The following is a 13700-nucleotide window of genomic DNA, read 5'->3' as shown; positions in this document are numbered from 1 at the left end:
TCTACCTGTACCTGATGCTGCCAACACAAACATCACCTTCCTCGACTCCATCTATCCATTTTTCCAGGACCTGAATCCTTTGCTCCGTCATTTCCAGGAGGGCCTGGCAGCGGCATAGCGGGAAAATACTTCCATAGGCCATTTGCGTGTCTTCTTCTGGGTAGAGGGCAGCAAGGTGGGCGTCGCGAAAGATCATCCAGGATTCTTGCGCAGCTTTGAATTTAACCAGGAATGCTTTTTCATCCTGGTATTCAACGAGAATGCGCTGATATGTCGCATCAAGGGATTCGTACGCGGCCTTAAACGCTTCACAGGCATCAAGGTTCATTTCCATTTGTGTCTGAGCCGCGCTAGGCATGGCCAAGTTGATCAATACGAGAAGCGTCAGAATTATCGTTGGCATGTGAAGTAGGCTATGGTTATTTTTCATCGATTCTTGAAAATCAAGAGCATTGCGGAACGTCAGTTGACCATGGGGTCGTTGAAGGTAAACGCTTCCGGGAAAAAAAAGAGAATATACCAAGCCGTGGTCAGGGTCAGGATCAACAGCACATAACCCAGAAAAAGCACCAAGCGTGCCGTTCTTTCAGCCTTATCGCCATGCACGATTTTGGCCTTGGCCAGGGCCTTTGTGCCGGAAGGTGGAAACCGGCCCTCACGCAATGATTTTTTGGCGACGTGAATAACGTACAGCCAAGCTGGAACCATACAGAGAGTGACCACCGCGAGCAGATAGATGAGCAGGGACAGTCTGTCAGAAGGATTAATGATTTCCACGGCAAATTGTGCTGGCCAAGCTTATTGAATGTCCAAAGGCTCCACGGAAATTTCGTCTTGACATGGCCACCTGATGCTTTAGTTGTCACTTAAACTGAATCAAAGGAGGATGTTATGGATATTTCAAAACTGAATCCCTGGAATTGGTTCAAGAAAGAGGAGCAGGAAAAGCCCGTGCCCGTGCAGCACGCTCCGACCATGCAGACAGGGTCGCCCCGGGATCGTTTTCATTCGGAGGTCGACAAACTTTTCGATACGATGCTTCGCGGCTTCCCACGATGGGACATGCTACGCGGTCTGCCCGAACATTCAACCGGCCTGGAAGGTGTACTAAAACCGCACTTGGATGTCAGCGGGTCAGACAATCAGTACCAGATTTCCGTAGAACTGCCGGGAGTGGATGAAAAAGACCTGAACATCGAACTGCGTGACGACAGCCTGATCATTCGCGGAGAAAAACGCCACGAGCATGAAGACAAAGGCAAGGGGTACTACCGAATGGAGCGCAGCTACGGGAGTTTTCAAAGGGTTTTGTCTCTTCCGGACGATTGCTCCAAGGATGACATCAAGGCCTCGTTCAAACAAGGCGTACTCAAAATTGCCATACCGCGCCACAAGACCCTGCCTGCCAGCGCCAGGCAGATTGAAATCAGCTCAGACTGATAAGTTGCCTCATCCCCCTCCTGCTGCCGCTTGGCTCTGTTGTTGGCTGGGCGGCAGTTTTTTTATCCGCGCTCGATCGTCAGTGGGGATTGATCCCATCATGGACAAAAGACGTGACCAAGGCACCGAAAAGCATCAACGCACGCTCGGAAACCGTTTGGGAAAAAACCAGTTTTCGATCCGCCATCAGAAGCCGACGCTGCCTGGTTCCGGCCAATGGGTTCCTGGAATGGAAGAAGTTCGGAACCAAGAAACAGCCCTACTTGATCCGTTTCGAGAACCTGGAACTGTTCTCCATGGCCGGAATCTGGGAGTCCTGGAAGAACCCGGAGACTGGTGAAACTATCGATTCCTGCGCCATCTCTGACGACCAATGCCAACGAGGCCGTGGCGGCCATCCACGACCGGATGCCGGTGATCATCAAACCGGAGGATTATGCGGTATGGCTTGCGCCGGAGAGTCACCGGGAGCAGATTGACTTATTACTTCAACCCTACGCTGCTACGCCAACCCATATTCAGCCGGTCAGCGCCATGGTCAACAATCCGAAAAACAACGATCCTGACTGCGTTGTCCCGGTCCTGCTGCCGGACGATGGTTGACCATGCCGCCCTCGACGATCTTCGCCCTGCTGGACTGCAACAATTTCTACGCATCCTGTGAACGGGCTTTCAACCCGAAGCTGCGGGGCAGGCTTATCGTTGTGCTGTCCTTCACATCAATGATCAAACAACCCAGGCTCATTTTGACGAGCCTTGCAATTATTGGCGTCACCAAAGACATGGTCTTGCCCCTGCCTGTCCCACCCAAAATCAGAACCATTGCGAAAATTCGAATTATTTGGAAATGGTTCATCCTAAAACAACAATCGGAGTTCGTACCAGGACAACTCATGTGATCTGCCAGGGAAACAGGTGGTGCAGCCAGTCTAGCCCCTCGTCTTGTCCCGTGACAGGGTCGACCTTGCCAGGCGTACCAAGCCCAACGACCTTGATACCCTCATCGATCACATCCTCGTAGCGCTCATGATGGTGACCGTGGACCAGCAGCCTGACCCCCATAATCCGAGCCAGGTCGCCCAGCATCATGAAACCGTAGCGATGGCATTCAGGGGCTTCATGGCATACAAGGACATCGGCCTGAAGCTCGATCATGCGCTCGATGTCCTCCGGAAAAATCGCTGTCAGGTATTATAAAGCAATATTTTTAAATTTTGTAAATTTTCAAAATATCAAAAGTTAAATTGACAAATAAAAACGAAGCCCCNNGGGGCTTCGTTTTTATTTGTCTCAGCGGACCATTACCATTGAAATTATATTCGACCAGAGTCAGGAGCTATTGCAACACCTCAATCCCTGGCAAGCGAGACTATTTTTTCAAAGGGCTACATGAAAATCCTATAGTCCATATTCAGCGCGTTTGCGAAAATCTGGGCGCTCTTCTTGCCGATGGGCCGCTTACCGTTCTCCATTTCTGAGATGTGCCGTTGAGGGATGCCGGTCACGCTGGCAAGCTTTGCCTGCGTGACCCCTTCCCTGATGCGGGCAGCCCGTAGGCAAACTCCTGGCAATGTCTGCTCCGTAAGGTCCGGAAAGGATTCCCGCCATGGGCGAGACTGGTCGGCACGTTCAAAGCCGAAACCGGCCATGGCCTTCGACGCTTCCCCCAGATGATCCGCCGGACCGCGAAATACAACTTCCACGGTTTCAGTATGGGGCCTTTTCGTGTGTTCCAACATAAGTGATCTCCACAAGCTTGATCTCGTTGTCCTGTTCTTCCCAAACGGCCACATAACAAGGTCGCCCTTTCTTCAGATGGCAGTGATGCCTGCCTGGGGCCAGTTTGCCGTAATTCGGCCAGTCCCCGCGAACAGGGCCGTTCAGTTCAATGGCACGGGCCAGCAAGACGAGGGTATCCTTGATACGCTTCGGCAACTTGGCCAACGCCTTGTTCGCTTTTGGTGCAATCCGAACCGACCACTTCATAGAATTACCATTTTATGGTATAAGGTCAAGTTTTTTGATGACTACTGATTAACCGCGGTTCGAAGGGGAATCACTTTTCCAGCCTGCTTTCGCTCCAGGCCTCTTTCAAAAGCCAATGTCGCCTCGGCTAACTGCTGGTCCGAAACATGGGCATACCGCTGAGTGACCACGGGAGTTGAATGGCCAAGCTGTTTTTGCACCAAGTAGAGCTGAACCCCGTTTTCGATCAGCCAGCTTGCATGTGTGTGGCGCAGACAATGAAAGGTAAACCGAGCCTTGGGGTCCGTAATACCTTCATTCAGACCAAGCTCATTAACAACCTGGTCGAATGTCTTGGATACCTTGCCGATCCTCTCGCCCGTGTTGGAGGGAAATATCAAATCACCGTCATGACCTTTTTGAAGAGAGGACAGCAGCCTGAGGATTTCCTCTGTCATGTGAACAGTTCGGGCCTTTTTACCTTTTGTTCTGATAATGTTGACTTGCCGTCGGTCCAAGTCCACCGCTCCCCATGTCAACTCGGCGATTTCCTTGAAACGCATCCCGGTATGCAGGCTGATCAGGGCCATGTGGCGGGTAACCGGGCTGCGTTTATTTAAAGCCTCAATCAACGCATCGGCCTCGTGAGACTTCAAATACCTCTGACGCATATTGTCCACAACAGGAAGCTTCACCCCTTTTACCGGATTTCTGCCAGAAACAATACCGCGTTCCAGGGCCAAGTTCCAGATCGCCCTGAATGTGGCGAACACATACTGCATGGTCCGGGCGGACTTGCCGGACTTAAGTAAAGCCTGACGAACTTTTTCCAGGTGTGTGGAAGCAATCGTCGGAAGGGGCGTATTTTCCAGGGCCGGAGCCAGCCAATTCTTGACATGCTCCCTGGCCTTGCGGACAGTTTCAGGGGAACAAGAGCCTTCAACAGAAGGAAGGTAATCGGCTTCGAAAAATTGTAAAAGCGTGATCTGCATCCGCTCCTGCTCAATCCGCTCCAGTCGTCGTGCCTCCTTTGTCATTATTTGCTCTGCCTCCGCCTGTTCGCGTTTCTCCGCGAGCGTAAATGGCGGAATGCCTGCCTTCTGGTTGCGCTTCAATTCCGCAAGAAGATCATAGACGCTCCGTGCCGTGTTGCCCTGGGAGGACCATCCCACAGGCTCTTCATAGGTTTTTCCCTGGCATTTGTATCGAATGTAATAATTCCGATCCTTTTTGACGCCATGTCGCCGGTCATCATGTTCGTAAAATCTGACTCCTGGAAACTCACTTTTTTTCCAAATCATCATCCCCTCCCTGACGTCCATGCGGAAATTCCATTCCCACCCCTTTCCCACCTTTTGCCATGAAAGAGGGTGTCTATCAAGTCAAGAACTGTTGGATGATAGTAGCAATTTTATCAATAATTTTCAATAGTTTTATAAAAAATAAGCATTTACAAATAATAGATACAAAGGGACTGAAAATCCCCGTGTCGGCAGTTCAATTCCGTCCCTCGGCACCAAGAAAATCAAAGGGTTATAGCAAATGCTGTAACCCTTTTTTTGTTGCATAGCGAAACTTGTCAGACTTCTGTACAGTCTTTCACAAAGTGCTCCCCGCATGAGCCACGAGAAAGGAATCAGGTCATTCACTTTACTCCATTCAACCATTCCCAAGAATCCCATGATCACCAACACGAACCTGACAAAGATCGGCATTTTTTACGACGGCAACTTCTTCTTTCACGTCAGCAATTACTACCTCTACGATCATTCCCGCCAGTCCCGGATCAGCATCAACGGAATTCACCAGTTCATCATCCACGAGGTCGCGGCCCGAGAGGAACGGCCGGTCAAGAACTGCAAGATCGTGGACATGCACTATTTTCGCGGACGGCTGACGGCCTACGACGCCCAAGCACGGGATCTGCTGCTCAAGGAGCGAATCTTCGACGACATCCTGATGAAGGAGGGGGTGATCACGCACTATCTGCCCATGTCCCCGGAGGGAGAGAAAGGCATCGACGTCTGGCTGGCGTTGGAGGCCTTCGAGCTGGCAATTTTCAAGAAGTACGACGTGATCGTGCTTATTGCCTCGGACGGGGACTACCTGCCCTTGACCAGAAAGCTGAACACCATCGGCGCGCGGGTCATGGTCCTGGGGTGCGACTTTGAATACGTGGATCAGTACGGAAACCACCGAGCCACCAAGACCTCCATGGCCTTGCTGGACAACGCCACCTACCCGATCCTGATCAACGATGTCATCGACGATCCCGAGCGCCACGACGACCAGATCGTTCGGGATTTATTCGTCAAGGAAAAATACCGGCCCGTGGACGCGGCCAAGGCTAAATCCGGCGAGGACCAATCCGGGACCGTGGTCTCCATCCAGGGTGGATACGGATTCATCCGCCCGGACATGAGCGAGGAAGACCTTTTCTTCCATTACGGCGACTTGGTGGATATGGACATCAACCGGCTGACGGTGGGTGACAGGGTTTCCTTTCAGGAGAGCGTCAACAAGAAAGGTCCGTGCGCCGTGAGGATCGTGGTGCGAAGCGGCGCGTAACTGATTGTTAAAAAGTCCTTATCCGGCAGTCCGTTCAAAAACCCCAAGTGCAAGGAGCAAAAAAAGTTCAAGGTCGAAGCGTATTTATTCATACGTGAGAGTTTGAACTTTTTGCAGCGACGCAGCAATTGGGAGTTTTTCAACGGACTGGCAAACCTCCCCCGTCTCACTCCCCAATAATCTTCACCAGCACCCGTTTACGGCGGTTGCCGTCGAACTCCCCATAGAAAATCCGCTCCCAGGTGCCGAAATCCAGGCGGCCCTTGGTCACGGCCACCACCACTTCCCGGCCCATGATCTGACGCTTGAGGTGGGCGTCCCCATTGTCCTCTCCGGTGCGGTTGTGGCGGTACTGGCTGATGGGGGCGTGGGGGGCCAGGCGTTCCAGCCAGTCGTCGTAATCCTGGTGCAGGCCGGACTCGTCGTCGTTGATGAACACGCTGGCCGTAATGTGCATGGCATTGCACAGCAGCAACCCTTCCTGAATCCCGCTCTCCCGCAGACACTGCTCCACCTGGGGCGTGATGTTGATGAACGCCCGACGACCGGAAACGTCAAACCACAGTTCCTTGCGATAGCTTTTCATTGCTTGCTCCTTTTTCAGTTTCCGGCAACTCGCAGCGCGCCGCCCCGCCCAGGGGGTCGTCCGCGCCCATGGCCGAGCCCGGGGTTTCCATGCGGATGAAGAAGGCCAGCAGGGACGGGATCACGAAGATCGTGAACACCGTGGACAGGGCCAGTCCGCCCAGGACCACGCTGCCCAGGCCGCGGTACAGCTCGGAACCCGGCCCCGGAGCCACCACCAGGGGCAGCATGCCGAAGATGCTGGTGGTGGTGCTCATGTAGATCGGCCGCAGACGGACCCTGGTGGCCTCCAGCACGCCTTCCAGGTGTTCCATGCCATGCTGGCGGACGTTGATCAGCGATTGGTTGACCAGCAGTATGGCGTTGTTCACCACCACACCCACCAGGATCACGAAGCCCAGCATGGTCAGGATGTCCAGGGGCTGGGGGGCGATGAGGACGTTGACCAATTTCAGTCCCACGAACCCGCCGGCCGTGGCCAGGGGCACGGTGAACAGGATGATCAGCGGATAGAGGAAGTTGCCGAACAGAGCGGACATCAGCAGGTAGATGATAATCACGGCCAGAATGAAGTTCCACTGCAGGGCCAGTCGTGTCTCGGTCAGCTTGTCCGCCACCCCGCTCATCTCCACCCGGGTGTTGGCCAGCAGCCCCTGGGCCTCCAGGGCCGGGACGATGCGGTTTTGAACGGTTTCCATGGCTTCCTGCAGGGTCACGGCTTCCGGCGGGGTGAGCTGCAGGGTCACGGTCCGCTGGCGTTCCAGGTGGCGGATCTGGGTGATTCCGGTGGTCCGTTCCATGGCGGCCAGGGAAGAGACCGGCAATGAAATACCCTGGGGCGTGGCCACCAGGGCGTGGTGCAGCACCTCGGGGGTTTCCATGGCCTGGGCGGATGAGCGCAGGACCAAGTCGATGGTCTTTTGCCCCTCTTCCTTGAAGTCGCCGATCTTGCGGCCATGGGTCAGCACGTCCAGGGCCAGACCCAAATCCGCCGCGCTCAGCCCTGCGGCCTTGAGCCGGTCCCGGTCCGGTATGAACCGGATCTCCGGATAGGTCAGCTCCAGGGAGGGGAGCGGGCGGACCTGGGCTTCGGGGTAGATGCCGCGCAGCATGCCGAACATGGTTCCGCCCACGGCCACCAGTTCCTCCAGGTTCGGGCCGACGATGTCGATGTCGATGGTTCGTCCCCGGCCCAACCGGGTCTGAAAAATCCCGGCCTGCAAACTGACCCCGAGCATTCCGGGAATCGACCCAATTACGTTGCGAAACAGTGGAATCAGCTCTCCTGCCCGCTGCTCATGGGTGCTCACGGCCCCGAAAAACATGAATGATTCCGCCCCTACGTAGAACAGATGACGGATGCCGGGAAAGCCGTCCACGTCCTGGTCGTAGTGAGGTTCCAGACGATCATGGATGTGTTCGCCGATGGCGACCCGCTCCGGATAGGACAGACCAGGCGGCGGAATCAGGATGTTCAGAATCAGGTTGCGGTTGCCCTGGGGCAGGTAGTCCATCTTCGGGAAAAACAGCCAGGCAATGAGCACGGCAGCGGCGGTCAGGGTGCTGACGGTCAGAATCCGGGTGAACCAGTTGCGCACGGCCAAGCGCACGAAGTACATGATCAGATTGACCAGAAAACCGCCCAGCCTGGGCAGCGGACCTAGATCACGGGGTTTGACCGAACTGACCACCCGAAAGATCTGGCAGGTGATGGACGGGATGACCATCACCGAAACCACCAGACTCAGGCTGATGGCGCAGGTCACGGCAATGGCGATGTCCTTGAAGAGCTGCCCAGCCTCCTCCTGGATGAAGACCACGGGCAGGAACACGGCCACCGTGGTCAGGGCCGAGGCCAGGATCGCGCCCCAGACCTCACGGGTGCCGTCCAGGGCCGCCTGGCAGGTGGGCTTGCGCATCTTCAGATGGCGGTCGATGTTCTCCAGAACCACGATGGTGCTGTCCACCAGCATGCCCACGGCAAAGGAAATCCCGGCCAGGCTGACCACGTTCAGGTTCCGGCCAAAGGCGCTCATGAAGATGAAGGTGCCGATGATGCTGATGGGAATGGCCCCGGCGGCGATGCCGGTGGTGGAAATCCGGCGGAGAAACACGAAAAGCACGATCATGGCCAGCAGTCCGCCGATCAGGATGTTCTGCTGGACCAGGCCGATGGCCCCCAGGATGTAGTCCCGCTGATCGGCCAGCCAGAGCAGAACCAGCCCGTTGGGCTCCAGGATTGTCTGGTTCAGGTGCCGGACCACCGCCTCCACCGCATCGGTCAGTTCCAGGACGTTGGTCCCGGGCTCGGCCTGAATGCCCACGGTGATGCCCTTTTCGCCCCGATGCAGCATGGCCGCGGAAGCTTTCTCGTACCCGATTTCCGCATGGCCCACGTCCCGCAGGAACACCCGCTCCTGCCCTGATGAACGGATCGGAAGCGCCTCGATTTCCTCAGGACTCTGGAACTCGGCCACGGTCCGGATGCGGTAGTCGCGCCGCCCCACGTCGATGCTCCCGGCGGCCACGTTCACGTTCTCGGACTGCAAGGCCCGAATGACCTCGTTCAGGGTCATGCCGAAGGCGGCCAGCCGTTCCGGCAATACCACCACATGCATTTCCCGCTCCGTACCGCCAAAAACGAACAGGTCCGCCACTCCCTCGACCCGCTCCAGATCCTGGCGCACCTCGTTCTCGAAAAACGTCCGGTAGGTGTCGATGTCGTTGGGGTTGCCCGGCAGGGTCCGCAGCGAGGTGAAGATGATCGGCGAGGAGGCCGCGCCCGTGGCCGTGATCACGGGCCTATCCGCGCCCTGGGGATAGGAGCGGACTTCGTTGAGCTTGTTGGAGACCCGCAGCAAAGCGTCGTCCACGTTGGTGCCCAGGGAGAAGCGCAGGTTGATCCGGCCAAAGGAACTGAAGCTCTCGCTCTCCATTTCCACGAGGCCGGGGATGCCCTTGAGCACGTTTTCCTGCTCCTCGATGATGTCCCGCTCAATCTCGTAGGGCGTGGCTCCGCTCCACACGGTCTGCACGGAAATCTCCGGCTCGATCACCGTGGGCGTAAGTTGGTAGGGCATGCCGAACAGGGAAATCAGACCGAAGATCACGACGAAAATCACGCCCACCAGGATGGTGACCGGATTGCGGATGGCGAAGCTGATGGGATTCATGAGGTCCAGGGGTTCAGAGGTTCAACGGTTCAGCGGTTCACGGTTCAGCGGTTCAACGGTTGATGAGGTCCGCGGTTCAGGATGGAGTGGACGCCAATAGCAAGGTTCACCCTTCACTCTTCACCCTTCCCCCTTCACTCTACCCGCACGGGCTGTCCGTCGCGCAGGCGCTCCTGGCCTTTGACCACCACCTGGTCGCCGGGCTCGACGCCCTGGGCTTCAATTCCAGCCGTGTCACGGGCAAAAGCGGAGACCGAGACCGGGATCATTTTGGCTTGGCCGTCCCGGACCAGGAAAATCACCTGCCCCATGGGGCTGGGGACCACGGCGTCCCGGGGAACGGTAAATCCCTCGTGACGTTGGCCGGTGGGCAGGTACATCCGCACCTCCATGCCTTCCAAAAGACCGTGCTCGTTGGGTAGCCGAACCTTGACCGGAAACGTCCGCGAGCCCACGTCGCCCCGGGGCACCACGGCCTGAACCCGCCCCTCCAATTCCCGATCCGATGCGCGGCCTTGCACGACCTGCCCCAGTTCCAGCCCCAAAGCCACGTCCACGGGCACGTTGACCAGTATATCCACCACATCGTCCCGCGCCACTTCGGCCACGGGAGAACCCGAAGACAGCCACTCCCCAAGATTGCTCAGCCGGGCCAGGACCACTCCGTCGAAGGGGGCCAAAACCTCCAACATACGCACTTCCTCCTGAATCCGGGCGATTTCCGCGGCCAGGGACTCGGCTCGCCGCTCCAGCCCACTGGCGAGAAACTTGACCCTCTCGTACTCCTGTTCAGCGACGGTCCCCTGATCGAACAGTCGCCGCATCCGGTCCAGCTCCCGCTGGACACGGGACAGTTCGGCCAAAACTTCCTCCCGCTGGGCCCGGCGGGACTGGAGATCCTTGGACTTGAGCACCCCGTCCATGGTCGCCAGTTTGTCGCCGCGGCGAACTCGGTCGCCCTGCTCGAAATGAACCTCAAGCACCCGACCGCTGACCTCGGAAGCCACCAGGGAGGTTTCCTGAAAATAGACCGTACCGATATATTCTTGCTCTTCGACCATCAATCCGGACCCAACCTGCGAGGTCACCACCACCGCCGGGGGCGGCCCGCCCTGCTGACCCGGCGGCTGCGCATACAGTCCCCCGACGCTCACCCAGCCAATCACCGCGACCAGCAGCAACGTCGCCAATGGTTTACTCATCTTTTTGCTCCATGATCATGCCCATTGAAAAACCAGTCATCTCTCGTCCGACGGCACCCACTTTGGAACCGCCTTTACAAAACGGCTCGACGGACAACGATTCAACCCGTGCGAATCTACCTGGAACAAGATGGAATGTGAACTGTCAAGCCGTGACTCGCTTCCACCGCACGGGCCTTTGCCGCAAGATATTTAGCCCATGCTCAGGCTTGAAGACATGGCTGTTGATCATTTAGATACGGAGCTCAACTCAGTGTAGCGAGCAACCTGAGTGGTCGCGGACGTCGTCACGGTTCCCTCATCATCTGTTTGCCTGATTCTTGATCACAAGGTACGAGAAAACATTGCTACCCGGTTACCAGATATCCTGATGAAAAATCCAATTTTTCGGAGTTGCGACATAGCGACCGACTGCTGAATATGACGCAACGCCTGGCAAAAATCGACGGATGGGAGTGGGACGTGGATCGGGAGAACCCGAACCGGACCAAGGAAACGTATCACTTTTACGGTTTCTCGCCGGACGAACAGTTTTCTTCCCGGCAATGGCTGGAAAAATGTCTGTCATGCTACGCACCGCTGGATCGAGAGACCTTGTGAAACGCCTTCATCCGATATCTGGAACAGGGCTGGCCCTTTGACTTGGAACTGCCCTTCATCAGCGCGGTCGGGTACGAATCAGACGTTTTCATTCCGGAAATACTGCTCAAGCGGGCTGACGAAGCCCTGTATCAAGTCAGAAACATCGAACGCAACCGCACGGTAGTCGCCCGGGCAAAGCAGCCCCGGTTCATAAAAAGACAACAAATAAATCGGCACGTGACGCCCAGAGTTCTACGATGAACAGCAAATGTCTCCTCCTCGGCCCGTCAAGAAAGAACTTAACGCTCATGGCCGCGGTGGTCTGGATCGTCGTGGTTACCGCCTCCCTGGCCTGGAACTGGCGCCAAGCGGGCGATTCCGTGCTGATCTTGGCTGAATCCGAGGCCCAGGCCTCGTTTCAAAAGGACGTCATCTACCGCAAGTGGTCCACCCTGCATGGCGGAGTCTACGTCCAACCGACGGAGACCACACCGCCCAATCCGTATCTGGCGCACCTGCCCGACCGGGACGTGACGGCCTCCACCGGAATAAAACTGACCCTGGTCAACCCCGCTTACATGACACGCCAAGTTCATGAGCTGGGGTTCGACGAACACGGGTTGCTCGGCCACATTACCAGCCTTGACCCGCTGCGCCCGGAAAACGCGGCGGACGAATGGGAAACCAAGGCCATGCTCTCCTTTCAGGACGGCGTGCCCAAGGCGACATCCGTGGAAGCTATCGATGGGCGTCCATATTTCAGATTCATGCGCCCCTTGTTCACCGAAGCCGGGTGTCTGCGCTGCCATGTCGACCAGGGCTACAAAATCGGCGACATCCATGGAGGAATCAGCGTTTCCCTGCCACTTGCACCCTTTCTCGCGGTAGCTGGCCGGCAACGAATGTTGCTCGTTCTGGGGCATGCCGTCATCGGCTTTTTGGGGTTGCTGGGCATCTGGACCGGAAACAGACTGCTGGGCAATTCGGAACGGGGGTTGCGAGAGCGGGAACGATTGTTGAGCAAGGTCTTTGAAATCCTGCCCGTGGGCCTCTGGATCGCCGACGACAAAGGCAAACTACTGCAAGGCAATCCGGCGGGGGTATCCATCTGGGGAGGCGAGCCCTTGGCGGAGCAGAAGCAATACTGCGTCTTCAAAGCCAGACGACTGCCATCCGGAGAGGCTATCGCCGAGAACGACTGGGCTTTGGCTCGCACGGTGAACAAGGGCGTGACCATCGTGGACGAGCTTATGGAAATCGAGACCTTCGACGGCAAGAAAAAGATAATCCTCAACTACACGGCTCCGGTATTGAACGACCAGGGCCAGGTCTCGGCGGCCATTGTCGTCAACCAGGACATCACCGAACGAACACAGGCCGAGCAAGCCTTGGTTCAGGCCAAAGACCAAGCTGAAGCGGCCAACCGGGCCAAGTCCGAATTCCTGGCCAATATGAGTCATGAACTGCGCACGCCGTTCAACGGGATCATGGGCATGCTGCAGGTATTGCGGACCTCAAAATTGGATGAGAGACAACACCAGTACATTTCCATGGCCCTGCAGGCATCGGATCGATACACCAGTCTTTTGAGCGACCTTCTGGACATCTCAGGGCTTGAAACCGGGGGAACGGAAAACCGCCTGGAGGAGTTCCGCGTCCAAGACGCCGTGGCCGCTGTTTTTGACCTTTTTCCGACGACCGTCAGAAAGAACGACGTCGCGATGGAATACCGCATCGACCCCGCCCTGCCGGAGCGTCTCATCGGAGACGTCACGCGGCTCCGGCAGATTCTGTTCAACTTGGTGGGCAACGCCCTGAAGTTCACGGACCAGGGACGGATCAGGCTGGAAGTCTGGCCCCTGAAATCCGCAAAAGGAGAACAAAACAGACCTCGGATTCTGTTTTCCGTCACGGACACCGGCATCGGCATCCCGGAGGACAAACTCGATACGCTCTTCAAGCCATTCATCCAGGTGGACGGATCGTACACCAGAAAATACCAGGGCGCGGGCCTGGGGTTGGCCATTGTCAAACGACTCGTCGACTCCATGGGCGGAAACATCAGCGTGGACAGCACCGTCGGCAAAGGCACGACGGTATATGTGGCTTTGCCGTTCACGTCGTCCTTTGGCGAGACCGGCCACCTGGAACAAACCTGACCGGTGTGGGACGACAATTTCAGTTA

14 protein-coding genes and 2 pseudogenes are annotated in these 13700 nt (G+C 56.5%); 7 read left to right on the top strand and 9 right to left on the bottom strand.

Features of this window, described 5'->3' with window-relative positions; translation table 11 throughout:
* Position 1: 1 nt before the first annotated feature.
* Together GY33_RS0100320 and GY33_RS0100315 are read right to left on the bottom strand one after the other, a co-directional pair.
* Positions 2-403 (bottom strand): lysozyme inhibitor LprI family protein, encoded by a 402-nt coding sequence (locus tag GY33_RS0100320; protein WP_035270886.1) that lies wholly within the window; start codon positions 401-403, stop codon positions 2-4.
* A gap of 59 nt (positions 404-462) precedes the next feature.
* The gene (locus GY33_RS0100315) at positions 463-777 is read right to left on the bottom strand and encodes a hypothetical protein (RefSeq protein ID WP_031385424.1); all 315 of its coding nucleotides are present in this window, start codon (positions 775-777) and stop codon (positions 463-465) included.
* 114 nt (positions 778-891) lie between these two features.
* On the opposite strand from GY33_RS0100315, the gene GY33_RS0100310 reads away from it, so the two are divergent.
* The 4 genes and pseudogenes from GY33_RS0100310 to GY33_RS22040 form a co-directional block, all read left to right on the top strand.
* Positions 892-1440 carry an Hsp20/alpha crystallin family protein gene (locus GY33_RS0100310; protein ID WP_031385423.1) on the top strand — a complete coding sequence of 183 codons (549 nt, stop codon included), beginning with the start codon at positions 892-894 and terminating at the stop codon, positions 1438-1440.
* A gap of 113 nt (positions 1441-1553) precedes the next feature.
* A pseudogene (locus tag GY33_RS21890) lies at positions 1554-1742 on the top strand (SOS response-associated peptidase family protein); the annotation flags it as partial.
* A 34-nt stretch (positions 1743-1776) separates the two neighbouring features.
* A complete protein-coding gene (locus GY33_RS20175) occupies positions 1777-2043 on the top strand; it encodes an SOS response-associated peptidase family protein (RefSeq protein WP_152555005.1) in 267 nt (88 codons plus the stop codon).
* A 2-nt stretch (positions 2044-2045) separates the two neighbouring features.
* A pseudogene (locus GY33_RS22040) lies at positions 2046-2153 on the top strand (Y-family DNA polymerase); the annotation flags it as partial.
* Positions 2154-2331: 178 nt separating this feature from the next.
* On the opposite strand, the gene GY33_RS18825 reads toward GY33_RS22040, so the two are convergent.
* From GY33_RS18825 to GY33_RS0100280, 4 genes are all read right to left on the bottom strand, one after another.
* Positions 2332-2595, bottom strand: a complete 264-nt coding sequence (locus tag GY33_RS18825; RefSeq protein ID WP_031385421.1) for a hypothetical protein — start codon at positions 2593-2595, stop codon at positions 2332-2334.
* Between the two features lie 230 nt (positions 2596-2825).
* Positions 2826-3179, bottom strand: coding sequence for a helix-turn-helix domain-containing protein (locus tag GY33_RS0100290; protein ID WP_031385420.1), 354 nt, complete (start codon positions 3177-3179; stop codon positions 2826-2828).
* A complete protein-coding gene (locus tag GY33_RS0100285; RefSeq protein ID WP_031385419.1) occupies positions 3148-3426 on the bottom strand; it encodes a type II toxin-antitoxin system RelE family toxin in 279 nt (92 codons plus the stop codon). Before GY33_RS0100285 ends, GY33_RS0100290 begins: the two co-directional genes overlap by 32 nt.
* 41 nt (positions 3427-3467) lie before the next feature.
* Positions 3468-4727, bottom strand: coding sequence for a tyrosine-type recombinase/integrase (locus GY33_RS0100280; protein ID WP_051822134.1), 1260 nt, complete (start codon positions 4725-4727; stop codon positions 3468-3470).
* A gap of 358 nt (positions 4728-5085) precedes the next feature.
* Between GY33_RS0100280 and GY33_RS0100275 the strand changes: the two genes are divergently transcribed.
* Positions 5086-5973 (top strand): NYN domain-containing protein, encoded by an 888-nt coding sequence (locus tag GY33_RS0100275; protein WP_031385417.1) that lies wholly within the window; start codon positions 5086-5088, stop codon positions 5971-5973.
* Positions 5974-6139: 166 nt separating this feature from the next.
* On the opposite strand, the gene GY33_RS0100270 is transcribed toward GY33_RS0100275, so the two are convergent.
* The 3 genes from GY33_RS0100270 to GY33_RS0100260 form a co-directional block, all read right to left on the bottom strand.
* Complete coding sequence (locus tag GY33_RS0100270) at positions 6140-6559, bottom strand: secondary thiamine-phosphate synthase enzyme YjbQ (protein WP_031385416.1); 420 nt, start codon at positions 6557-6559, stop codon at positions 6140-6142.
* Positions 6528-9731, bottom strand: coding sequence for an efflux RND transporter permease subunit (locus tag GY33_RS0100265; protein ID WP_084184684.1), 3204 nt, complete (start codon positions 9729-9731; stop codon positions 6528-6530). Before GY33_RS0100265 ends, GY33_RS0100270 begins: the two co-directional genes overlap by 32 nt.
* A 134-nt stretch (positions 9732-9865) precedes the next feature.
* Positions 9866-10933, bottom strand: a complete 1068-nt coding sequence (locus GY33_RS0100260; RefSeq protein ID WP_031385414.1) for an efflux RND transporter periplasmic adaptor subunit — start codon at positions 10931-10933, stop codon at positions 9866-9868.
* 420 nt (positions 10934-11353) lie between these two features.
* On the opposite strand from GY33_RS0100260, the gene GY33_RS0100255 reads away from it, so the two are divergent.
* Both GY33_RS0100255 and GY33_RS19470 read left to right on the top strand, forming a co-directional pair.
* Entirely contained in the window at positions 11354-11533 is a 180-nt protein-coding gene (locus GY33_RS0100255) for a hypothetical protein (RefSeq protein ID WP_031385413.1), read from the top strand.
* Positions 11534-11772: 239 nt separating this feature from the next.
* A complete protein-coding gene (locus GY33_RS19470; protein ID WP_084184682.1) occupies positions 11773-13674 on the top strand; it encodes an ATP-binding protein in 1902 nt (633 codons plus the stop codon).
* Positions 13675-13700 lie beyond the last annotated feature (26 nt).

This window comes from Desulfonatronum thiodismutans, assembly GCF_000717475.1.
Taxonomy (GTDB): Bacteria; Desulfobacterota; Desulfovibrionia; order Desulfovibrionales; family Desulfonatronaceae; genus Desulfonatronum; species Desulfonatronum thiodismutans.
The sequence above is the reverse complement of the archived record's forward strand: the minus strand, read 5'-3'. Positions and strand labels throughout refer to the sequence as shown.